This is a genomic window from Peribacillus glennii (genome assembly GCF_003429105.1).
Classification (GTDB): domain Bacteria; phylum Bacillota; class Bacilli; order Bacillales; family DSM-1321; genus Peribacillus; species Peribacillus glennii.
The window spans coordinates 167,137-189,302 of record NZ_QVTD01000001.1 but is presented as its reverse complement, the minus strand read 5'-3'; the positions used below and the strand labels follow the sequence as shown (position 1 = coordinate 189,302).

Genomic DNA, 22,166 nt, shown 5'->3' with positions numbered 1-22,166 from the left:
CTTTCTCCGCTACGCGAAGCACTTGATTGGTCTTCAACTGGTCAGAGCCTGGATAGCGCCACAACAAAAAAAGGATGCGATCATGGAGGATGCAAAGGCTGAATTAGCAAAGATTGGAGTAACGTTTCCAAATAACGTTGGAGGGCATAACATGTTTGCCAACCTCGATCACGCCACGAAGAAGAAAGCCGAGGCTATCATGGATAAAATGGAAACCCAATTAGAGGAACAAGGTTTGGAGCTTCCGGTCAGGAAACATCAAAATGACTAAATGAAAAAACTTCAATATGGAATGCCGGAATTTAGGTGCTTATAATATGAAAGGCGCGGGTAATAATTGCCCGCACACTTTTTCTTTACATGATAGGTTCTTCACTCACTGAAAAAAATTCCCCATAAAAAAGCAGTGGGGTTTCCAGTTCGGAAATCCACTGCCCATCTTCGTTGAGTTTCTTTTATTATTTTCACTTTCCCGCAAACAATGCAAATGGGTAGTGCGCATTTGAGAAAAGTTATATAAAAGACAAAAGGATGCCAAAGTATCCTTTTGTCTTTCAGGTAAAAGATTTAAATCCGGACAATTACCCCCAAATTTCTTTTGCGACATCGACAACTAACTTCAACTTGTTCCATTGCTCTTCTTCTGTAAGGTTGTTTCCATGGTGCGTTGAAGCGAATCCGCATTGAGGACTGATGCAAAGCTGTTCCAATGGCACGTAATGGGAAGCTTCTTTGATTCTTTTTTTGATGGATTCCTTGTCTTCCAGCTCAGGAAACTTGGAAGTAAATACCCCTAGGACTACTCGTGGTGCGTTGTGTCCATTCGGTATATATTTTAGAGGTTCAAACGTTCCTGAACGCTCATCATCGAACTCAAGGAAAAATCCATTTACTTTTTCCTTATTAAGCAAGGTAGGCGCAATAATTTCATAGCTTCCGGAAAAGGCATAGTCAGACTTATAGTTACCTCTGCATAAATGGGTAGTTACGAATAGATCTTCTGGCTTATCTTCCAGAACACCATTGACAACACGTAAAGCCAAATCAATTAAGTATTCACGTGAGTATTTAGCATCACTAAAAGGGATATCAGGGGCGGAAAGGCCGGCAATATATACATCATCCAGCTGCAGGTAGCGTACTCCCACCTCATAGAAGGCTTTAATTGTTTGTTTGTATGCTTCAATGATATCCTTGGCAAACTCTTCCCAATCAGAATAGATTTCTGGGTTGATTACGCCGGCATTGAAGAACTGGTTAGGGCTTGGTATCGTCACTTTGGCAACCGCCCTGTCACCAACAATTTCAACAAGCTCCTTTGCATGTTGAATGAAGGGGTGAACGGGGTTGAATGCTACTTTCGCTATGGCACGAACATCATGCTTTTCAGTCTCCATCTTGCTGAATTTGTACCCTTTCTCGGGGGTGTAACCTTCCATGCCCAGCAGGTTCTCCATGAAATCCGTATGCCACCAATGACGTCTGAATTCACCATCCGTTACGGCTTTTAGGCCAATCTCAATTTGCTTATCGACAATTCTTTTTACTTCCGCCAGTTCGATCTCTCTGAGTTGTTCGGCGCTAATCTCACCGTTCCTAAAGCTTTCTCTTGCTTCCAGCAAGTGTTTGGGCCTCAATAAACTCCCTACATGATCTGCCCTGAATGGTGCCTTTGTCAAAGTAATAGCCATAACAAATACCTTCTTTCCTTTTCGTTTTCTAAAGTGTGAGCCAAAAAATAAAACCCCTTCTTGAAGCAGAAGAGGTTGTTGGCGGCTTGTTCCATATCTCTTCTTATCTTCAGCTCTAAGCTTCTGGATTTAGCACAGTACTATAAAGTCTGCTGCTGAGGCATCAAAGGGCCAGTCCCTCCACCTCTCTGGATAAGAATCATATTCACTTTTTTATAACTCTACCTTTAATAGTATCCGCGGTCAAGGAGGAATTTAGAAAATTTTAAAAAAGGAGAATATTTTTTATATTTTGCAGCTATGTACGATACCTACGTTTCGGCATAATCGCTTTGCAGTTATGAAAATCCCCTAAGGGCGTTGGTTAATTTCAATCGAAGGTGAAGGATAGGAGGAGAAATCCTCTCAATAAAACATCCTAACCCGTTCTTGGTTTTAAGAAAGTTTATCTGTTTCTGCTGTTGCTGCTTTTAGCAGTTTTTTGACAAATAAACCATTGAGATAGAGGATATATAACAAGAGCGGGTATAAGGCTGCTGAATACAATAATTTCCATTCATCATAATGGAGCACTTTACCTATATAAACTGCACCGATCTCCATTATCGTAACAACTATTGACCATACAAGGATGTATAACACTTTTTTTTGAGTTTTTGAATAAAAAGGAAAGAAATTTAAATAGATCAGAGTAAAAGACGGCTTCCCGCCTAAGAGTACAATCAGCCACCTCCAATCAATATCTTTATCAAAGTACCAATAGAAATGGTATTTAGTGTCCATGTAGAGGTCTAAAGTGTAGCGAATAAAGTTGCAAATAAGGCTGATGTGTACATTTCGATTTTTGTTATTTTTTCTGGCATGCAAAACACAATCAGATTCATAGCAATCACAGCTGGAATCAAAAATAGCATGTGTTCTCTCGCTTTCCAATTGATTTTTTTATGAAGTGCTAATTTATAGAGCTGATTTTCTGCATGGAAATAAGCTTGAGAAGCAAAAACCTTGTTCCGGCACCAACCAGTATGTAATAGAAGAAAGACAAAATATAATGCCATTTCATATATTGTACAACATGCGCCCACTCGCTAAAGGGTTCACCAATAAAAGCATATAGTAATGCCATAAGTACCTGAGCAATGAAAAAGGTCTTCCATGTGTTGAAATACTGATACAAGAGCATATAGGCTACGGGAACCATGGAGATGTCAAATGGCAATCCACGTGGAATAACTGGAAACAGCTGGATTGGATACTCCCACACGCCATATTGTAAACCAACCACATCAAGTAATTTCGTAATGATAATAATGAACATTCCAAATAATAATGCTTGAATGATATTATCCCTTTTAACAAGCAAGAACCATATTATCCACGGTAAAATCAAAAAAACTGCCAGCATCCACCATTGCCATGTTAATATTTCGTATTCGAGCCAATGATTCATGTCATAAAAAAACAACTGATCCTCAATTTTTCTCATTTCCACCAAATGATTTTCGTTTATCGTATTCAACGGTTAATCATCCTTTGTTAGAAAAGTAGCAGTACATTATAAAAATCCCAGTCAGCTAACATCTTCCACTTTTATACAAGCTTTTTTTGGTTGTAAACGGTCTTGTAATACATGGGTAAAACAACAAGAAGTGAAGGCGGTAAAAATTAAAAACATCAATGTCAACAAAGTAATCCTGGTAAACAAATTTTCCTTTTTATGATTAATATGCCCAGTTAAATAACCTAGATACATAAGGACTTTTGGCTGCCTTCAAACTTTTTAAAAGGCAGAGAAAGGCAGAATAAATTAGTCAAAAGAAGGTATGCTATTCCATTAGATATTCATTATATTTCCATATCTAATGGAAAGGTGGTGCAGGCTTGTTTTTATTTAGGAAAAACAGAAAAAAACTGAAGACAAAACCCATGGAACAAAAAGCGGCACAAAACGGTAAAGAAACAATAACGCTAAGAGATGACTTACAAGATTCCGTTACTTATTTGGAAAAGTTTCTTGGACAAAATGAAGATATAGTTTTTCGTCATTTTCGGATCTTCGGAAATTTTTCTGCTTTCTTGTGTTATTTTTCCGAACATGCCAATCCATCTGAAATTAATACGGATATTCTTAAGCCATTAATGTATCCCCCAGAACATATTGAGAAAAACCCGCCTGATATATCTAATTTGGTTGAAGTCATGATCAAGGAGGTTCTTTATCAAAGTAAGGTTAAAACCATTACAGATTGGGAGGTTTTGATCGAAGGTCTCTTTCAGGGTGACACTATTATGTTGATTGATGGCGTAAATTCCGGGTTAAAAATAGGTACCCGTAAATTGAAGGAAAGAAGTATTGACGAACCACGTACCGAGCTGGTTGTTCTTGGGCCAAGAGAAGGATTTATTGAACAATTAGGCACCAACATAGGTCTTTTGCGATATCGGCTGCCTACTTCCGATCTTGTGATTAAAACGATGAAGATTGGTAAATTTACTAAAACGAAAGTAGCGGTATGTTACATAAAGAGCGTAACCGATCCTGAACTTATAAAGGAAGTCGAAGATCGACTTTCTAAGATTGAATTTGATTCTGTTTTAGATTCGGGGATTATTGAACAGTTTATCGAGGATAATCCTTATTCTCCCTTTCCGCAGATTCAAACTACAGAGAGACCTGACAGAACTGTAGGCAACCTAATCGAAGGAAGGGTAGCCATTTTAACCCAAGGCTCTCCATTTGCTCTTATTTTGCCCACCGTTTTTAACCAGTTTTATCAAACCACTGAAGACTATACAAATCGGTTTTTGATGGGCAACTTTATAAGGATGATCCGCATTCTGGCCCTTGTGTTTTCGTTGATTTTTCCTTCCATGTATGTATCTTTTATTGCTTTCAACCCGGAACTTTTGCCGACGGAATTTGCTGTAGCTGTTTCAGGAGGACGGGCTGGGGTGCCTTTTCCGGCTGTAATAGAAGTGCTGGTAATAGAAGTGGCCATGGAGATTTTGCGGGAAGCAACTGTTCGTTTGCCCCAGCAAGTAGGCGGGGCTCTATCGATAGTCGGTGTTCTCATTATTGGACAAGCTGCGGTTGAAGCAGGGTTTGCAAGCCCGGTTACCGTCGTCGTTATCGCCATCGCGACAATTGGGTCGTTTGCTACTCCCGTATATACGGCTGCATTTGCACTCAGGATGCTTAGATTTCCTATCTTGATATTGGCAGGTACATTTGGTTTGTATGGTGTGGTTATCGGCGCCATTTTGATTTTTAATCATATGCTATCGTTAAAATCATTTGGAGTACCATATATGAGTCCTGTTTCCCCCCCTGATAAGGAAGGGATGAAGGATGTAGTAGTCCGAAGTCCTCTTTGGAAGATGAAGAGCAGGCCGAGGTTTTTACAACCACAAGACATAGACCGTGTGGGAGCAAAAACACAAGATTTAAGGGATCGCAGACGTGTTCCAGGCCCATTTGACGACAGTAATTAACATTAGGAGGATATCACAATGGATACTCCCAAAAAAATAACAGACATACAAACGGCTTCGATTGTGATCAGTTCAATTATTGGCGTAGGTGTTCTTCCACTCCCGCTTTTTGCTGTCAGGGCTGGGAATACTGCAGCACCCATTGTTACATTAATAGGCATTGCCATCTCACTTTTTGCGCTATTTATCATAACCGTGCTGGGAATGAGGCACCCAAATAAGACTATTTTTGGTTATAGTGAAGAAATTCTTGGAAAGTGGCTTGGAAGGTTTTGTAACATATTTGTTATTCTCTTCTTTGCACTATTAACTGCATTAGGATCAAGGGAATTTGGTGCCGTCGTTACTACAGCTATTTTGAGGGAAACACCAATAGAAGTGACAGTTCTTGTTATGCTCTTATTAGCCGCTATCACGTCACGAAATGATTTAAATACTTTCGCTTATATCCATACTTTTTATCTCCCTGTCATAATATCGCCAGTAGTCATTATAGTAGTTTTGTCCCTGCAAAATGCCAACGCCCTATATTTGCAGCCGTTACTCGGAAATGACATCGGCGATATGTTTAAGGGATCTTTAACGATAGCATCGCTATGCCAATGGTCATTTGTTCTGACAATTATCATCCCGTTGATGTTAAATCCAAAACGGGCCATGAGGACAGGAATGACAGGTCTATTGATTGCAGGCGGCATTTTATTAATGCTTGTCGTGGCAAGTGTGGCTGTATTTGGGGCTGAAGAAACGAAAAAACTGCTCTGGCCGACATTGGAATTGGCGAGAACCACTACTTTGCCGGGCGATTTGCTCCAAAGAATGGATGTTGTTTTCTTAACCGTTTGGGTCACAGCGGTTTTCACTACTCTGCTTTCGGGATATACCTTTATCTGCCATGCATTGAGTGGACTGTTTCGGTTAAGGGATCATAAGATATTTTCTTTTTCCCTGCTGCCGATTATTTTTGTTTTGTCCATGCTTCCAGGAAACTTGCTCCAGATGTACAAAGTTATAGAATTTGTTGGCAGATTTGGGTTGATTGTCACGATCGGTTATCCATGTATACTCCTTGCAATTGATTTAATACGCAACAAGAGGGGGAAGAGGAGTGCTCCTACCAACATGTAGACAGTTGTTACTTTTTTTTACTTCCGTAATGATATGCATCGTTTTGACAGGGTGTTGGGACAGTGATGAAATAGATGAACGGGCAGTTGTTTTGGCGATTTCGATAGATAAAGCAGTGGGCGAAAAAGAAGAAATAAAAATAGCACATAAAGGGAAAATGTCAGATCTCGCCGATCAGCCTGTCATTCGCTTAAGTGCCCAAATAGCATTGCCCGGAAGGATTCCGCTTGGACCGGAAACAGGCGGAGGCGGAGGTTCAGAGCAATCGCCCGTTTGGGTAGTCAGTGTAACTGGTCATACAATTGACGAGGCGATGCTGAATTTACAGCAGGAAGTGGCAGACGAGATTTTTCTTGGCCATTTGCGCGTGATAGTCGTAAGCGAAGAAATAGCCCGTATAGGAGTCAACCGATTCACGGATTATCTTAAGCGAAACCCGGAAATACGAAGAACCGCATGGATGGTTGTAAGTAAAGGCAAGGCGGACAGATTTATGCAAATGGCACCAAAGCTGGAAAGGGTCCCAGCTCTCTATCTTTCGACAGTATTGGACGATGCGATTGATCTTGGGAAATTTCCGAGTGATTTTATTGGTAAATTCTGGTCAATCCTATCGAGCAATGCCCAGGACGCCTTTTTACCTTATTTAGATATAAAGAATAAAGAAAACGTGCAAATTAAAGGGTTGGCCTATTTCAAGGGGAATAAGATGATCGGCACAACCAACCCTTTGGAAATTGGACTGTTCATGGGTATTATTGGGGAGGAAAGAGGAGGCTATGGAACTTTTGTGGACTCACCTGAAATAGACGGATTTCTCCTTGTCAGGGCGATGAAAAGAGACGCTAAAATAAAAACCTCTTTAAAGAATGGCCGTCCCCATGTTCGGATTATTCTCCATTACGAGGCTATGATTTCAGAAAATGAAGTAGATAAAAACGCCAAAAAACCTCTAAATCCAAAGGCTATTAACTCTGTCGAAGGCAAATTTAGCAAGGGAGTTGAGAAAAAAGTAAAACAGCTAATCAAGAAAACCCAAAAAGACGAATCCGATATATACGGTTTTGGGGACCACTTCCGTGCCAAGCATCCAGAATATTGGAAAAGCAAGGTGAGGAAATTGGAGGATTGGCATGAACAATACAAAAATATGACGGTACAGGTGGACTGTAAAACAAATATAAGACTGGTAGGCATGAAGTCAAAGTAAATCTTGGTTTAGTACTTAGGAAGGAAGGATGGGCATTGGCTCAAATCGGTTATATAAATTACCTTGTCGGTACTTTTATTTTAAGCGGAATTTTTCTATTACGCTATGATACGGGCACATATAGGGTGGCAAAAATGAAAAGAGAATTAAAATGGGCACGTTTTGCAGGATGGTCCAATATTGTTCTCGGTATTGTCACTTTTGGTGCCAACTGGGTTTATGAGAACTTTTTTTGGTAAGAAGTTTGTTATAACGGGTTGACTTTAGTGTCAAATGAAATCCATCTTATATTTTGGGGATTAGTATATATCAAATGCGTGAGTATGTTAATGGCACAATTTTTTAATGAAAAATACCGGATAATTTAATTATCCGGTGAACCAGGAGGATAGTAATATGGCGGGACTCGCAGCCATCCTCTTTTCTTCATTAACGGTTTTAAAATAGCCCCAAAGATAAGTAACTCTGCCTGGAATTCCATGAACATGTATCCGACATCTGTTCTTACCGATTGTGATTGTGCCGTTGCACATTGTACATTCATATAAGCGATCTTAACTGAAACGCCGTTTGCTATTTCATTGTCGGTTAGCTTTACACCAAGAGGGACCTCCTCAGGATCGCTTTTTGGCTTGCTGGCTGGCATTGTAGGAAGGGGAACCCCTTCTTTCGTTAAAAATTGTTCAAGTCTACTGGCTTGTGAACCGCAAGTTTTGATCGCATCTTTTAACATTTCTATCACTTCATCGTCTGTTGTCATGTTAAGCGCATCTTCTTCGTAATGAAGGGCTTCGGTCATGGCGGTGTAGTATAGCCAGCAGATCATCACTTCTCCTGTATGCAATCTTGATTGAGGTTCATTGTCCATAGCCGTTTTAAGGGTATGCATCAGGGCTTCAAAAATATTTGACAAGGCTTCCATCTCCCATTTTTTTTTGGCGGGCAAAAAATTGCATAAACTTTCTTTACCCTGGCCGAAGCCGGTTGGTCTTTGTCTTACCGTTACAAATGCTTGCAATCGGTGAGTTTTCTAATAATGGAGTGTTGCCATTTCAGTAAGGTTTTATACCCAAATGACTTAAAGTGAAGACCGCACTGAAAAAATAAAATATCTCGCTTGAATTTTGGTTAAACTAGAATTACCGTTTTGCCAACTCTGGAGTGGCGCTAAAAACAATGGAGGTAATTCTTTATGCAATCATACATTCAAAGTTTCAGGGATAATCAATTGGGCCTGCTGCAGTCTTCGTTCAGGTAAATAGACATTATTATGAAACATGCAAATCGGCATGAAGTTGCAGAGAAAGTTTTTTGGAGTATAGCGTTACCTGGCTTTGGCCAACTCTTAAATGGAAAGCTCTTCAAAGGGTTCCTTTTTATCGCATTAGAGATTTTAGTCAATGTCCAAGCCAATTTCAATCAAATCATTATTTTAAGTTTTAACCGAAAAATACGTGAATCGATAGAACAAACCAACTACCAATGGCTTATGTTTTATCCTTGTATTTATATGTTTGCAATCTGGGATGCATATAAAGATGCTGGTGGCGGGAAAGACCGGTATTCATTTCTGCCCTTTGTTTTCGGAGCATATTTTGTTACCTTGGGCCTGATTTATTCCCCATGTTTAAAAGTGTTTGGAGTCTTATTGGGTCCTATGTGGCTGCCTATGTTATCCCTGCCAATAGGGTTGGCATTGGGAGTGATGATCAAAAAAATAGTAGAGAGGTTTATAAATAGTACGTAAGGCTGTTTAAAACAGGCCGCTTTTATAATTAAGGTTTTTAACAAGGAGGGAACTCTTTTATGGAGCACAATACATCGTGGTTTGTATTCAACTTTTTGATTGGATCGGGCGTTGGAATATTTATCTGCTTCGGGGGAGTTTTTTTCTTTGCATTGGTAAGAAAACTAATGGATAAAATGCTGTAAGCCATTTGAACGAACCGCCTTTTGTGGTATTTTTGCATGGAGTCCCAAATGACTTACATTTACTGATTCAATTCGCAACCCGTCCTATCTATATGTAGAACTCCATTACTTTTTTGGACTTCCGTTTCAAACTTCAGCTGCTTCGTATCCTAAATCTACATTCGTACGACACTGATTCTCTTCATTGCTGCCATGAACAAGCTGTGTATTCATGCATGCGGAATAATAAAATCCAGATACTATTGGAATTTAATAAACAGGCGTACTCTTTTTATGACATGAAAAGAGGTGTTAGCGTTGTATAGTCATGAGGTTTATATATATAGATTTTGTTCAAGGTTTCGTTAAGGTTATGTATGCCTTCTGTAAGGGTTTAGCTTGATGGGTAAAAACTGTTGCTCACTGCTTGTTATTTTGGGTAATTAACATTTTTTGGATGAATCGTACTTAACTGAAGTGAATTAGGCACATGCATAAAATGGCAAAAAATAAAAATCCACGAATCATGAAAGATTCGTGGATACTTGTTATTCCATTTCTGCTTTTTCCAGTGTCAATCCATATTTCCTTAGGTTTTCATATCTCTTTTTTGCTTCTGATACACTAGTAAAAGGCTTTACTATTATTTTATAGTAAGTAATTTGTTTTTTTGTATCCACTCTGTACAATGTCCATTTTGTTTCCTTTTTTATTTTGTTGTATAGGGTGGTTGTTTTCTCTTTGCCTTTTATTTCTGCCGTTTCTAAATAGTATCTTTTATTGTAATTCTTTTTTATCGTAGCTTTCACATTTCCGATTTTTTCTAATTTTTTCTCCGCAATGCCGGCTTCTTTTTTGTTCTTGAAGACCGCTGTTTTAATTTTGTATACGGTATCTTTTTTATCTTGTTCTTGAACGTTGGCTTCCAAGTTTTCTTTCAGTTGAATTTCTTTTGCAACCTTTGCGGCCCTTGCGTAATCCTCATAGTCTAAACTAATAATTTGATAATACTTAACGTCCGTTTCTATATTTTCTGTATGGCTATTTTTTATTATAAAGTTTTCCAGGGAACTATTAAGGAATTTGTTGTTGAGAATTTTTACGTCCGAAATAAGTCCTGTACTTTGCCCTTTTACATTGATTGAACCAAGTATGGTTGCATCAAATTCATTATTTTCAATGGTGAACTTTTCAGCGGCTTCCGATTTGTTTGTTTGTATGTCATTGACATCTTCCGTATTATTGCCGATAGCAGGTGTGTCAATCACGATTGCCTTTTTATTCTTTATAAACTTATTGGACTTTATCTCTACATTGTTCCAGCCATACGCTCTTATTCCAGTCAGTGCCATGTTATCAAAGATATTTCCGACGATTTCAATGTTAGCATATGGCCTTTGTATCACATAGGTATGACTTCCCACACCTCTGGGCCAAGCTCCGAATCCTTCTGTGTCAGAAGACCCGAAATAATTATTATATACCTTGAGGTTCACTGTTTGCGTTTTGTCGTAAGGGCCGAAACTGGGAAAGGAAGTTTCCGATTTCAGCACATCGACTTGTACAGCCTCGGAAAAAAAACGGTAACCTTGAACAGTGCTATCCTTATATCCCAAAAATTTATTGTCTTTAATTATTATATCTTTGACGCCCGCAAGATCGATGGCATGGCTGTTTGCAACATTTTTGATGATTGTGTTTTGTATTAACATGTTTTGCCCATGTCCAAGTGATAGCCCATTCCCATCATGGAAGCTATCTTCTTCATTTAACACCCAAGTTCCGCCATCTATTACTATATTGGAATTGCCTTCGTATCCGCCTGATTTATTCGACTTGTTCCCATTTCTTATTAACGAAGTTTTATGTTCTCTAATAAAAGTTGTTTTAGGAGATAGCCTTAAATATGTATCTTTATAGATATACAAAGGTTTATCAAGATGGAATGTCCCTTCTGGAACCATTACTTTTATAGGACTGTTAGAATTCAATGCTTGATTTAATGCTTCTTGAATTTTTTTCGTATGATCTTTTTCATTATTTATTTCAACATGTATTTCGTTATATTTTTTATCTAATAACGTTTTGGCTGTATCCGCTTTTACGTTTGAACCAAACAATGTAAAAAATAAAAAAAATGATACAATTGGTATCCATTTATTTTTTTTAAAGAACATTTAATTTCCTCCTATTGTTAGAAACTCGCCAATTAACGAGTCTTGTAAAGGCAAAAGACAGAGGCGTTGTCAGGTTGCAGGATCCGGGTCACTCAAATGCAGATATAGCGCATTTAGCCTGTGTTCTGTTTTATGCAGGTAAGAAATATCATTAGTTTTAAATATTTCTACAGGTTTTTAAAAATGTTCAAATACGCTTTTTGGGATGAGACTAAGAATAAGCATATATTTATCTTACCAGAATAATTTTATAAAAGAGATAAAATATGGAAGAATTCTTGAATTCATTTCCAGATGATTTTTTGAATAAAAACCGTTTTTTAGCATTTTAAAAGCTATTGTAGTTACAAAGTATTCAAGATGAAAAAGACGTTGAGATACATTCTATTCATTTTACTTCCATAACTGCCGAGATTTGTAACTATTCTATTATCAATATCGTCCCAAAATAAGCGGGTTTAAGTGTTGATAAATTACTAATATCTGGAATAATTATGAAATGTCAGGGTATAATGGGTTAGTATGAACGCATCATTCAGCGAAAGGGTGACCAAAGGGTGATGATTTTTTAATCCTGTTTCTAAGAAAAACATTCGTATAAGTACGATTTTTTCTGGATAGGATGAATGCGGCCTTTTGGTAACCAAAAAAATTGAGGGTACCTCAGATATGCCCTGTCTTTTTGTGATTATCAAGCCTCCTGTCCAGAAAGTGGATAAGGAGGCATTTTTATGACCGAGATGAGTAAATCAACAGAAAAGGTATCAATGGGAGCGCTGTTCCGGAACCGCGTCATTCGCACCATTATGCTATCTGTGTTTTTCCTGCAGATTGGCATATGGGTGAGGAACTATTCCATATTGCTGTACGTAATAGAACAGACCAATGGGAACCCGGTAGCTGTATCGTTAATATCAGTCGCCGAATTTGGACCGATTTTCTTGTTCTCTTTTATCGGGGGAACATTTGCGGACCGTTGGCGTCCAAAGCGGACGATGATCTGGTGTGACCTTTTTAGTGCTGTATCCATTTTTATTGTATTATTGACGCTTATATTTGGAAGCTGGGAGGTCATTTTCTTTGCGACACTTGTTTCTTCGATTCTCTCTCAGTTCTCACAGCCGTCCGGCATGAAGCTGTTCAAACTTCATGTTTCTGAAGAATTGATACAGCTTGGGATGTCCATGTATCAAATGATGTTCGCACTTTTCATGATTTTGGGGCCGGTCATTGGAACCTTTGTTTTTCAGCAATTTGGAATCAATACGGCGATTGGAATTATGGGGATCGCATTCTTATGTTCTGCAGCAGTGTTGCTGCTGCTTCCACCAGACTGGGAGGCTGCCCAAGATAAACTGGAAACTACTTTATTGCAGGAAATGAAGGATGGTTTCCGATATGTATGGAATAGCAGAACATTATCCCTTCTCGGCGGTTGCTTTGCAACGGCAGGCCTCGGCATCGGTCTCACACAGCCGCTTGGAGTATTTATCATAACAGAGAGGCTTGGATTGCCCAAAGAGCAGCTTCAATGGCTGATGGCTGCGTTTGGAATCGGCATGATTCTCGGTGGGGGGCTTACCATGGCATTGGCGAAAAAGGCACTGCCGCAGGTGCTGCTCGCTCTCGGTTTTGCAGCAAGTTCCGCAGGTTTACTAGTAATGGGCCTCTCAACCGAGTTCTGGCTCACGCTTACTGCCCAATTTTTCTCAGGATTATTCATGCCTTGTATTCATATCGGGATCAATACGATGATCCTGCAGAATACCGATCAGGCCTTCATTGGGAGGGTGAATGGTATTTTAAATCCGCTCTTTATGGGCGCGATGGTCATTACAATGAGCTTGGCCGGTTGGCTGAAGGAAAGTTTTTCACTTGTGGCTATATATGAGGCTTCTGCCCTTCTCATGGTGATCGGAATCCTTGCGATGGTGCCTTTAATAAGAAAAGGAAAGGTGCAGGAAGTAAGAGAAGAAATGTAGAATAACGGCCGCGATATAAATTATTAAAGCTCTCAATCAGATGAACAGATGAAATCTGTTTGCTGATTGGGAGCTTTTCTTGTATGAAAACTAACTGTATGGCGTTTTGGATTTAAACATAATCGATGCAATGAGAGGGAGAAATGGTGATATTGCCAATAGAGGCTATGGGATGATGGACCCAAACGGAAACGTTGTTTTTCAGGCCGAGAATGAACAGTGGGGCGAGATGTTCAATGAATCGCTGGCTCTGATATTAAGAAAGAATATAACCAATTAGTGAAATATGAAAATTAAAACAAAACCAAAATTGCAAAAACTGAATTGGTGCCAGCATCCATTCAGTTTTTTTGGGGACATTTCAGGGAGGAATCCTGTTGCATTTCGCATAGTTTCTGGATAATTCATTTTATAGGGAATATGTTAGTAAAGGATTAGAAATCTTGAAAAAGGCGGAATGCAAATGAATCCAAACTTAAGATTTGATTTCCATACCCATCATCAGCGCTGCGGGCATGCCAGGGGGAATATTCGGGATTATATTGAAAAGGCGATAGACAATGGCCTGGATATGATTGGGATTGCTGATCATACCCCATATTTTTCAAGTGAAGAAGACCAGCCGTATCCTCACATCGCCATGGGTAAAAGCCAGTTTGCAGAATACGTGTCAGAGGTTTTACAGCTCAAAGAAGAGTATAAAGGGAAAATCGAAGTGCTCCTTGGAATTGAGTCTGATTTTTTTCCGCAACATGTCGGTATTTACCGCCGCTATTTTGACCGTTATCCGTTTGATTACATCATAGGCTCCGTACATCATGTCGATGGTATCAGCATATTTAAAAAGGGCCGATGGGAGGGCCTTTCAAATAAGGAAAAACAAAAAACGAAAGAAACATATTATAAACTCATAGAAGAATCCGCCCGCAGCGGGATGTATCAGATTCTCGGCCATATCGATGCAATGAAGGGCTTTTACCCTGCTTTTTCCTCTATTGAAACGGAAGCGGTAGAGCATACTTTAAAAATCATTGCAGAGTTTGAGGTTACAATTGAAGTCAACACGTCCGGAAAAACGAAACAATCCGGCGGCTGGTACCCTGCCGATGATATCCTTGAAAAGGCATTGTTTTACGGAGTGCATGTCACATTTGGTTCAGATGCCCATGACCCAGACCGGGTAGGTGATGATTTCGAAAAGGTTAGGCTGCTCCTAAAAGAGATCGGATACAAAGAGTGGGCATATTTTAAAGAAAAGAACATGTTTTTTTGCCCTCTTTAAAAAAGAAATAGTCCATGGTATTTGTAAATCCGCTGTTTTTATATTTTTCTTCTTTATTGTGTTGTGTTTGGATAAGTGTTTAAGCACAGTCCCCGCCTCATCATATGTTAATCAATAAGCAGGACTGCTTTATTGGTGATTATTGTAAAAAGGTGTTGAAGACTAAAATGTTTTGCGGAAAGCCAGGCACATCAGGTTTTAAACCGAGAAGATACTTCTACAGGGATGCTATTATCCTGACGAGCCGAAAGTTCCAGGCAGCAGTCCATACATGAACCCAAAAAGTGTTTCGTATATATATCCCAAAACCTGTGGGGATTGTTCGTTTACTGCGTCAAGACGAAAGAATTATAAAAAATAGTGTACAAGCCCCACACCGTTTCCTGCCTTTCGTAAATTGATATCTCGCAAAAGTAAGAAAAGAGGGGAGAGAATGGTTGGAATAATGGTGGACAAGGACAGGACAATGGAATAGCAGGCAGTTTTGTGTTAACAGTGTTGCATTGGGAACTGCTGGGGCCGTCAACTTGAATTCCGGTGCTACTGTTATCGGAAATTATATGGCATGGTACCAGATTGATCTTAATCAACTCAACATATGTACAGCAAAAACGGATATCAATTCCTTTACAGTAGAGTAAATAGTAGTGTGCGTGCATTTATTTAATCCCCTATTTAAAAGGGGATTTTTTTGCGGCTGCAGCTCGAAAAGTAAAAACTTGAACTAATCACGCTAAGGATTGTGTAAGCAGCATTTCTTCATCTTGCATAAAATAGGCTCCCTATTTTTTTACTTGTCCAATCCTGCAAATAAACTCATGAATATAATGCTATATAAATTTCAGGAGGTGGAAATATGAGCGACAATGGAAACAGAGATCGTGACCGTAGAGAGCGTGAACGCGAACGGGAAGAGGACCGCAGAGAGCGTGAACGCGAGCGGGAAGAAGACCGTAGAGAGCGTGAACGTGAACGGGAAGAAGACCGTAGGGAGCGTGAACGCGAACGGGAAGAAGACCGTAGAGAGCGTAGACGTGAACGGGAAGAAGACCGTAGAGACCGAGATCGAAACAGAGATCGAGACAGAGATCGAGACAGAGATCGAGACAGAGATCGAGACAAAGATCGAGACAGAGATCGAGACAGAGATCGAGACAGAGATCGAGACAGAGACCGAGACAGAGATCGAGACAGAGACCGAGACAGGGACCGAGACAGGGACCGAGACAGGGACCGAGACAGGGACCGAGACAGAGATCAAGACAGAGATCGAGACAGAGATCGAGACCAAGATCGAGACAGGGACCGAGACAGAGATCAAGACAGAGATCGAGACAGAGATCGAGACCAAGATCGAGACAGGGACCGAGACAGAGATCGAGACAGAGACCGAGACAGGGAACGTGACAGAGATCGAGACAGAGATCGAGATAGGTACAGAGACCGAGGCAGGTTCTGGTTTTAATTATGTAACACTTTAGACTGGAAGAGTTAGTAAATAGCGCCCGTGGAAGGCATGAACGGAGCCAGGAATAGATTGAATTTCCCTCTGATTGTTTCATTCAATATCATGATGTTTTTAGTAAAGCAACAATTTCAACAAACTATGAAACACTGATGATTGCTTTTGAAACGAGGCGCTATTTTTTATGTTGCTAGTTAATTACTATAAAACTAATTAGGGATTCATTTGATTATGCGGAAATTGGGGATTTGTTCACTTTAATATAAATAAATAACCTAATAAAATGACAGAAAGACGAATAAAACTTTGTTTTAATTCAATAATAATTCGTTTATAATGGTTGTGAGTTATATAGAGGGGGAATATGGCCATATGTATCGATCAAAAAAAATCCTTTTATTAGGTTCAGGTGAGTTAGGAAAAGAAGTAATTATTGAAGCACAGAGACTGGGTGTTGAGGCAGTGGCTGTTGACCGGTATGAACACGCTCCGGCCATGCAGGTGGCCCATCGCAGCTATGTGATTGATATGCTGGACCCGCAGCAAGTCAGGGAGATCATTGAAAAAGAAAATCCTGATTTAATAGTTCCGGAAATCGAAGCCATTGCTACTTCTGAACTGGTCAAATTAGAAGAAGAAGGTTTTCGGGTCATCCCAACAGCGCGTGCTGCCAAATTGACGATGGACAGGGAAGGGATACGCCGTTTGGCTGCTGAAACGCTTAAACTTCCTACTGCCAACTATCAATTTGCAGATACATATGACGAGTTTGTACAAGGGGCTAAGGAAATTGGTTTTCCTTGTGTCATTAAGCCTCTTATGAGTTCTTCCGGAAAAGGACAGAGTGTCTGCCAGTCTGAAGCGGAGTTGCAGGATTGCTGGAAGGTTGCCCAGGAAGGCGGCCGGGTTCAAAACGGAAGAGTCATTATTGAAGAATTTATAAAATTCGATTCGGAAATCACGCTCCTAACGGTTCGATCTGTGAATGGGACGGCGTATTGTGCACCAATTGGCCATGTTCAAAAGGATGGGGATTATATCGAGTCCTGGCAGCCTCATGAAATGACGGAACAACAAATCCGGGAAGCGGAGAACATTGCCAGATCGATCACCGATGAGCTTGGCGGATATGGAATTTTCGGTGTGGAGCTTTTCTTGTCCGGTGATAACGTCTATTTCAGTGAGGTTTCCCCACGCCCGCATGATACAGGATTAGTCACGCTGGTTACACAGAATTTATCAGAATTTGCCCTGCATGTCCGCGCCATATTGGGATACCCGATTCCTGAAATTACACTAGATTCCCCTGGTGCGAGCCGTCCGCTTAAGGCAGATCAAGAGCTTACTGATTACCAAATTGAAGGATTGGATCAGGCACTGGCGGTACCTAACACGCAGGTCCGTGTGTTTGGAAAACCAGTGACAAAAGTCGGTCGCCGGGTCGCCGTTGCCCTATCTATTGCCGACAGTACGGAAAAAGCGCGGAAAAATGCCAAAAACGCATTGAATCAATTATTTGTGCAAAGTAAGGAGTAGTGGGGAACCCTTGGAATGATTTCCGAGGGTTTTTTTACCATTTTACCAAATCAGTTAAAATTAAAATATAATACCTAGATTTAAGCTAAATCAGCTTAATCCAAGAATAACAGCGAAATGTAACATATATCAGCTAATCTTAGATAAATCAATTTGCAGAATCAAAATTCAAAATTATCTTCCTATTTCGTAAATAGAAGTATTTTTCCTGCTATAATCATGATTATTAGAGGAAGAAATGAAAGGATAAGCGTTTGTTTCTCTGTCAATCAACAGATAAGGGGGATACACATGAATATCATTCCATCAGAAAAAATGAGGAATTTCACAACCGGAATCTTTACGGAGCTGGCCAATAGAAAACAAGAAGCAATCAAACAAGGGAAGGATGTAATCGATTTAAGCGTAGGAAGCCCTGATCTTCCACCGCCCGCTTTTATTGTGCAAGCCCTCGTGGATCATGCAAGGGACACAACCAAATACGGGTATACTCTTAAAGGAACCCTTGAATTCAACAAAGCAGTTTCGTACTTTTATAGAAATCGTTATGGAGTGCAGCTGGATGCCGACCATGAAGTGCTGCAGTTGATGGGCTCCCAGGACGGGCTTGCCCATTTAGCGATGGCGATGATTGACCCGGGCGACTACGTTTTAGTGCCTGATCCAGGGTATCCTATTTACGAAGCGAGTGTCGCACTTGCCGGGGGAAACATTTACCCCATGCCCTTAACAGCCGAAAATAGCTATTTGCCAAGGCTTCAAGATATTCCACAAGAAATATTGAAAAAAACGAAAATGATGATCATCAGCTATCCTGGCAATCCGGTTACCGCTTTAGCGGATCAAACCTTTTTTGAACAGGTTGTCGAATTTGCACAGCTTCACAACATCCTGGTCGTACATGATTTTGCTTATTCTGAATTGATATTTGATGGAAACCCGAGGATTAGTTTTATGTCGGTCCCAGGAGCGAAAGAGGTCGGAATCGAATTCAATTCCCTTTCGAAAACCTTCAATATCGCAGGCTGCCGCATCGGGTATGTTGTCGGAAATCCTGATGCCGTTAACATCTTGGGGACATTAAAATCCCATATCGACTACGGCATTTTTTATCCGATACAAAAAGCAGCTGAGCTTGCTCTTACTTCAGACCATTCATTCCTTCAAGAACAAGTGGATGTATACCAGGACCGCCGCGATGCGCTAGTATCAGGTCTTCAACGAGCTGGATGGGATGTACCGAAATCAGCAGCTACGATGTTCCTCTGGGCTAAAATTCCCGGCGGGTGGTCATCCCGTGAATTTGCCTTTCAGATGATTGAGCATGGAGTAGCGGTCACTCCGGGTGATGCATTTGGAAAACAAGGTGAAGGATACGTCCGGATGGCTTTAGTGCAGCCAGCGGAACGGTTGGCAGCTGCTGCGGAACGCATTCAAGCCTTTTTAAATAGTAAGGCAGCTCCCAGCCTTATTCAGGAACGATAAATTTCGTACAATTTCTTACGCGGAAATAGCGGTTTGCCCTTCTGTTGTAGGGGCCTAATAGAACAAACCATCTCAAGCCTTGCAAACCAGGGTACTTTCTTTTTAAAATAGGGTGTACTGCCTGACGAAAGAGGAGTGAACAAGATGGTGCGATTCGGAATAGTAGGTACCAATTGGATTACAGAGGCTTTTTTAGATGCTGCGAGCCTGGTTGATGATTTTTCATTAAATGCGGTCTATTCACGGACAAGTGATAAAGCTGAGGAATTTGCAGCCAAATATGGGGTGGAATATACATTCACGGATTTAGAAAGCATGGCGGGGAGCGATTTAATCGATGCCGTTTATCTGGCCAGCCCAAATTCGCTGCATTCCGAGCAGGCCCAGCTGTTCTTAAGAAATAAAAAGCATGTATTATGCGAGAAGCCGATTGCTTCCAACACGTGTGAACTTGAGCAAATGGTGCAGACTGCGAAAGAAAATGGCGTGCTGCTTATGGAAGCCATGAAATCAACTTTCCTTCCAAACTTCCAAAGTGTCCAGGAAAATTTGGACAAGATTGGCAAGGTGCGGAGATATTTTGCGAATTACTGCCAATATTCATCCCGATACGACGCTTATAAAGCAGGGAATATAATGAATGCATTCAAACCTGACTTTTCCAATGGGGCACTGATGGATATCGGTATTTATTGTATTTATCCGATGGTTGCCTTGTTTGGAAAACCAACACGAGTCCAGGCAGCCGGCATAATGCTTGAAACTGGAGTCGACGGGGAAGGAAGTGCCATTTTTACATATGAGGATATGGAAGCAGTGGTCACGTATTCGAAAATTACGGACTCCAGCCTGCCTTCGGAAATACAGGGAGAAGACGGTAATATCAGAATTGACAGGATCTCCACCCAGGAAAAAGTCGAAATCCTCCGCCGCGATGGGTCTAAAGAGGATATAACCAGGGAACAGGTCAGCAATGCCATGTACTATGAAGCAAAGGAATTTGCAGATCTGATCCGGGCAGGAAAAACCGAATCAGAAAAAAATACATTCGAAAATTCATTGATCACCATGCAAATTCTTGATGAGGTCCGAAAACAAATCGGTGTTGTATTTCCGGCTGACACTAAGGAAATAAAATAAACAATAATTAAATATTTTTTGGTTGTCATTTTGGCCGCAAAAAATTGACACCCGGGGAATATATTTTTCACGGAATGGCTCCGCTCTTCTGGAGCCATCCATAGTAAAAAAATTTAAAATCCTGCCAAGGTTTTTGCGTATTCGAACGGAGTCCCGACGATTCGCTCAAAAATATCCGGCGGGATTTCATTCACTTTTTTCTCAACTGAGTATCCGCCTTGAAATTCCAGGATCCATATACCCAGCTTTTTATCGACAATTATATCGAAAGCTGCGTCCCCATAATGAATATCCTCTTGATCAACAAGATAGGCGGTTTCTTTGCAGATGTTCACCATTTTCTCTTCCATCGCCTTGGCTTGGGGTTCTGTCAATCCGTAATAAGTTGTTAATGCTTCAGTACCCGATAATACCTTCTCTCTGTTTCGGCTGTTGGTAATAATGCTGCCCGGTTTGGCAATCCTGGCTGTAATGCCCGGACTCACCCATTTTTTGTTGCGATTTTTCTGCAAATAAATGCGAAAATCGATGTTGTGGCCATTAAATTGGACAGGCACCGCTTGTTGGATAAGGTATGGCTGGTTGATCTGCTTCCTAAGATACCTTGTTAGCTTATCAAACTGTTGAAAATGATACTCAACCATGAACTCGTTTTTTAGCAAGTAGCCAGCACCAGTTTTTTGTACAAACATTATTCCCCTGCCTTGTTTGGAGCGCTTCGCTTTTAGATATACAGATCCATGGAGGTCCAACATCTTCCTTAGGCTTTCCATGTCCTCAAATAAAACAGTTTCCGGAACAAATTTTAGAAGGCTTTTACTTTTAGCTATAACCTGATATTGCTGCCATTTACTTAAACTGAAAGAGTTAAAGATGGTGTTTCCAATTCTATCTTTTAAATGATGGTACATAGAACGGCTTATCCCGGTCCTGTTAATTACAATACTTCCAGGATAATGAAATTCACCCTTTTGCCAGCATGTTTTACGTGCTTTAGTGTTCGGTACATAGTAATAGCCAGTGATCGTTTCATAGTCAGGATCAATATCATTTTCGGTAAATACATATATAAGGCCTTTTATGTTATCGTAAAATTTAAACCGCACTTCCAATTCCTTTAAAAACCGATCGGGGATGGGGCCATCGTGTTTCTTTACCATTAAACCGATTACCGGTCCAATGTGGAGGTCTTTTCCGGTTACATGGACTTCATATGGGATATCAGTGGGAATCAATGCCCTCCTCGACAAAGAAGAGCTTAAACCGATTGATTCATTCTCCATTGACTCAACCACTCTTACTTCCATTTGTTGACGGAAATGGCCAAAATGTAGGACTGGACGGGCTTTAAGAAGCCTGGCCGTTGAGCTGTTCACAAGTACCTGATATTTTTTTCCTTTAGATAACCATTTTATCCTCATGTATCTATAAATCCTTTCTCATTCTTTTATGCGTGTTTCCCGATCTCGTTCCTTTTTAAAATCATGATGAAAATAGTGCGCTTGCTACTTTACTGTATGATATGTATACGTGATTGGTTTTCGTTTGAAATTATGGATGCATATCAGCCTTGTATTTATTGTTTCGTGAAAACAACGAACACTGATGGAGGCTAGCCTATTGGTATGCTTAGGAGGCGTTGCCATTGACTATAGTAATCGCGGCGG

General features: G+C 40.4%; 20 protein-coding genes and 1 riboswitch. Of the genes, 14 read left to right on the top strand and 6 right to left on the bottom strand.

Features of this window, described 5'->3' with window-relative positions; translation table 11 throughout:
• Positions 1 to 22 precede the first annotated feature (22 nt).
• The gene (locus D0466_RS00880; RefSeq protein WP_158555768.1) at positions 23 to 271 is read left to right on the top strand and encodes a hypothetical protein; all 249 of its coding nucleotides are present in this window, start codon (positions 23 to 25) and stop codon (positions 269 to 271) included.
• Positions 272 to 581: 310 nt separating this feature from the next.
• Here D0466_RS00880 and D0466_RS00875 read toward each other — a convergent pair whose 3' ends face one another.
• The 3 genes from D0466_RS00875 to D0466_RS00865 form a co-directional block, all read right to left on the bottom strand.
• Complete coding sequence (locus tag D0466_RS00875; RefSeq protein WP_117320668.1) at positions 582 to 1,691, bottom strand: 5-methyltetrahydropteroyltriglutamate--homocysteine S-methyltransferase; 1,110 nt, start codon at positions 1,689 to 1,691, stop codon at positions 582 to 584.
• Positions 1,692 to 1,791: 100 nt separating this feature from the next.
• A riboswitch (SAM riboswitch) is annotated at positions 1,792 to 1,890 on the bottom strand.
• Between the two features lie 236 nt (positions 1,891 to 2,126).
• The gene (locus D0466_RS23530) at positions 2,127 to 2,558 is read right to left on the bottom strand and encodes a CBO0543 family protein (RefSeq protein ID WP_407675590.1); all 432 of its coding nucleotides are present in this window, start codon (positions 2,556 to 2,558) and stop codon (positions 2,127 to 2,129) included.
• Between the two features lie 85 nt (positions 2,559 to 2,643).
• Positions 2,644 to 3,210 carry a CBO0543 family protein gene (locus D0466_RS00865; RefSeq protein ID WP_233522484.1) on the bottom strand — a complete coding sequence of 189 codons (567 nt, stop codon included), beginning with the start codon at positions 3,208 to 3,210 and terminating at the stop codon, positions 2,644 to 2,646.
• Positions 3,211 to 3,617: 407 nt separating this feature from the next.
• Between D0466_RS00865 and D0466_RS00860 the strand changes: the two genes are divergently transcribed.
• Genes D0466_RS00860 through D0466_RS00845 form a run of 4 tightly spaced genes read left to right on the top strand, consistent with a single transcriptional unit; the run spans position 3,618 to position 7,760 of the window.
• Positions 3,618 to 5,183: a spore germination protein gene (locus D0466_RS00860; RefSeq protein WP_117320737.1), complete on the top strand. Its 1,566-nt coding sequence runs from the start codon at positions 3,618 to 3,620 to the stop codon at positions 5,181 to 5,183.
• 18 nt (positions 5,184 to 5,201) lie between these two features.
• A complete protein-coding gene (locus D0466_RS00855) occupies positions 5,202 to 6,311 on the top strand; it encodes a GerAB/ArcD/ProY family transporter (RefSeq protein ID WP_117320666.1) in 1,110 nt (369 codons plus the stop codon).
• Positions 6,292 to 7,521 (top strand): Ger(x)C family spore germination protein, encoded by a 1,230-nt coding sequence (locus tag D0466_RS00850; RefSeq protein WP_142919863.1) that lies wholly within the window; start codon positions 6,292 to 6,294, stop codon positions 7,519 to 7,521. The genes D0466_RS00855 and D0466_RS00850 overlap by 20 nt, the downstream gene beginning before the upstream one ends.
• A gap of 35 nt (positions 7,522 to 7,556) precedes the next feature.
• A complete protein-coding gene (locus D0466_RS00845; RefSeq protein WP_117320664.1) occupies positions 7,557 to 7,760 on the top strand; it encodes a CLC_0170 family protein in 204 nt (67 codons plus the stop codon).
• A 125-nt stretch (positions 7,761 to 7,885) separates the two neighbouring features.
• Here the strand turns inward: D0466_RS00845 and D0466_RS00840 are convergent, their stop codons facing one another.
• Positions 7,886 to 8,443 carry a DUF3231 family protein gene (locus tag D0466_RS00840; RefSeq protein WP_407675592.1) on the bottom strand — a complete coding sequence of 186 codons (558 nt, stop codon included), beginning with the start codon at positions 8,441 to 8,443 and terminating at the stop codon, positions 7,886 to 7,888.
• A 348-nt stretch (positions 8,444 to 8,791) separates the two neighbouring features.
• Between D0466_RS00840 and D0466_RS00835 the strand changes: the two genes are divergently transcribed.
• Entirely contained in the window at positions 8,792 to 9,268 is a 477-nt protein-coding gene (locus D0466_RS00835; protein ID WP_117320663.1) for a hypothetical protein, read from the top strand.
• A gap of 59 nt (positions 9,269 to 9,327) precedes the next feature.
• Positions 9,328 to 9,453, top strand: a complete 126-nt coding sequence (locus tag D0466_RS23240) for a hypothetical protein (protein ID WP_267897360.1) — start codon at positions 9,328 to 9,330, stop codon at positions 9,451 to 9,453.
• A gap of 527 nt (positions 9,454 to 9,980) precedes the next feature.
• Here the strand turns inward: D0466_RS23240 and D0466_RS00830 are convergent.
• Complete coding sequence (locus D0466_RS00830; protein ID WP_117320662.1) at positions 9,981 to 11,609, bottom strand: right-handed parallel beta-helix repeat-containing protein; 1,629 nt, start codon at positions 11,607 to 11,609, stop codon at positions 9,981 to 9,983.
• Between the two features lie 740 nt (positions 11,610 to 12,349).
• Here D0466_RS00830 and D0466_RS00825 point away from each other — a divergent pair.
• The 7 genes from D0466_RS00825 to D0466_RS00800 all read left to right on the top strand — a co-directional run bounded on the left by D0466_RS00825 (position 12,350) and on the right by D0466_RS00800 (position 20,499).
• On the top strand, positions 12,350 to 13,591 hold the full coding sequence (locus D0466_RS00825) for an MFS transporter (RefSeq protein WP_117320735.1): 1,242 nt from the start codon (positions 12,350 to 12,352) through the stop codon (positions 13,589 to 13,591).
• 106 nt (positions 13,592 to 13,697) lie between these two features.
• Positions 13,698 to 13,871, top strand: coding sequence for a hypothetical protein (locus D0466_RS22000; RefSeq protein ID WP_158555767.1), 174 nt, complete (start codon positions 13,698 to 13,700; stop codon positions 13,869 to 13,871).
• 183 nt (positions 13,872 to 14,054) lie between these two features.
• Positions 14,055 to 14,873 (top strand): histidinol-phosphatase, encoded by an 819-nt coding sequence (locus D0466_RS00820; RefSeq protein ID WP_117320661.1) that lies wholly within the window; start codon positions 14,055 to 14,057, stop codon positions 14,871 to 14,873.
• Positions 14,874 to 15,739: 866 nt separating this feature from the next.
• On the top strand, positions 15,740 to 16,354 hold the full coding sequence (locus D0466_RS21995) for a hypothetical protein (protein WP_158555766.1): 615 nt from the start codon (positions 15,740 to 15,742) through the stop codon (positions 16,352 to 16,354).
• Between the two features lie 356 nt (positions 16,355 to 16,710).
• Positions 16,711 to 17,874: a phosphoribosylglycinamide formyltransferase 2 gene (purT, locus tag D0466_RS00810; RefSeq protein WP_117320659.1), complete on the top strand. Its 1,164-nt coding sequence runs from the start codon at positions 16,711 to 16,713 to the stop codon at positions 17,872 to 17,874.
• Positions 17,875 to 18,165: 291 nt separating this feature from the next.
• Entirely contained in the window at positions 18,166 to 19,359 is a 1,194-nt protein-coding gene (locus tag D0466_RS00805; RefSeq protein WP_117320658.1) for an LL-diaminopimelate aminotransferase, read from the top strand.
• 144 nt (positions 19,360 to 19,503) lie between these two features.
• On the top strand, positions 19,504 to 20,499 hold the full coding sequence (locus D0466_RS00800) for a Gfo/Idh/MocA family protein (protein ID WP_117320657.1): 996 nt from the start codon (positions 19,504 to 19,506) through the stop codon (positions 20,497 to 20,499).
• A 113-nt stretch (positions 20,500 to 20,612) separates the two neighbouring features.
• On the opposite strand, the gene D0466_RS00795 is transcribed toward D0466_RS00800, so the two are convergent.
• On the bottom strand, positions 20,613 to 21,875 hold the full coding sequence (locus D0466_RS00795; RefSeq protein ID WP_158555765.1) for a YheC/YheD family endospore coat-associated protein: 1,263 nt from the start codon (positions 21,873 to 21,875) through the stop codon (positions 20,613 to 20,615).
• Between the last annotated feature and the right edge of the window lie 291 nt (positions 21,876 to 22,166).

What these genes read in the sequence shown, in the direction of transcription:
- D0466_RS00855 (WP_117320666.1), top strand. Translation starts at nt 5,202, where the DNA reads ATGGATACTCCCAAAAAAATAACAGACATACAAACGGCTTCGATTGTG.
- purT (WP_117320659.1), top strand. Translation starts at nt 16,711, where the DNA reads ATGTATCGATCAAAAAAAATCCTTTTATTAGGTTCAGGTGAGTTAGGA.
- D0466_RS00805 (WP_117320658.1), top strand. Translation starts at nt 18,166, where the DNA reads ATGAATATCATTCCATCAGAAAAAATGAGGAATTTCACAACCGGAATC.
- D0466_RS23240 (WP_267897360.1), top strand. Translation starts at nt 9,328, where the DNA reads ATGGAGCACAATACATCGTGGTTTGTATTCAACTTTTTGATTGGATCG.
- D0466_RS00840 (WP_407675592.1), bottom strand. Translation starts at nt 8,443, where the DNA reads ATGGAAGCCTTGTCAAATATTTTTGAAGCCCTGATGCATACCCTTAAA.
- D0466_RS00835 (WP_117320663.1), top strand. Translation starts at nt 8,792, where the DNA reads ATGAAACATGCAAATCGGCATGAAGTTGCAGAGAAAGTTTTTTGGAGT.
- D0466_RS21995 (WP_158555766.1), top strand. Translation starts at nt 15,740, where the DNA reads ATGGAAACAGAGATCGTGACCGTAGAGAGCGTGAACGCGAACGGGAAG.
- D0466_RS00860 (WP_117320737.1), top strand. Translation starts at nt 3,618, where the DNA reads ATGGAACAAAAAGCGGCACAAAACGGTAAAGAAACAATAACGCTAAGA.
- D0466_RS00800 (WP_117320657.1), top strand. Translation starts at nt 19,504, where the DNA reads ATGGTGCGATTCGGAATAGTAGGTACCAATTGGATTACAGAGGCTTTT.
- D0466_RS00820 (WP_117320661.1), top strand. Translation starts at nt 14,055, where the DNA reads ATGAATCCAAACTTAAGATTTGATTTCCATACCCATCATCAGCGCTGC.
- D0466_RS00875 (WP_117320668.1), bottom strand. Translation starts at nt 1,691, where the DNA reads ATGGCTATTACTTTGACAAAGGCACCATTCAGGGCAGATCATGTAGGG.
- D0466_RS00830 (WP_117320662.1), bottom strand. Translation starts at nt 11,609, where the DNA reads ATGTTCTTTAAAAAAAATAAATGGATACCAATTGTATCATTTTTTTTA.
- D0466_RS00825 (WP_117320735.1), top strand. Translation starts at nt 12,350, where the DNA reads ATGAGTAAATCAACAGAAAAGGTATCAATGGGAGCGCTGTTCCGGAAC.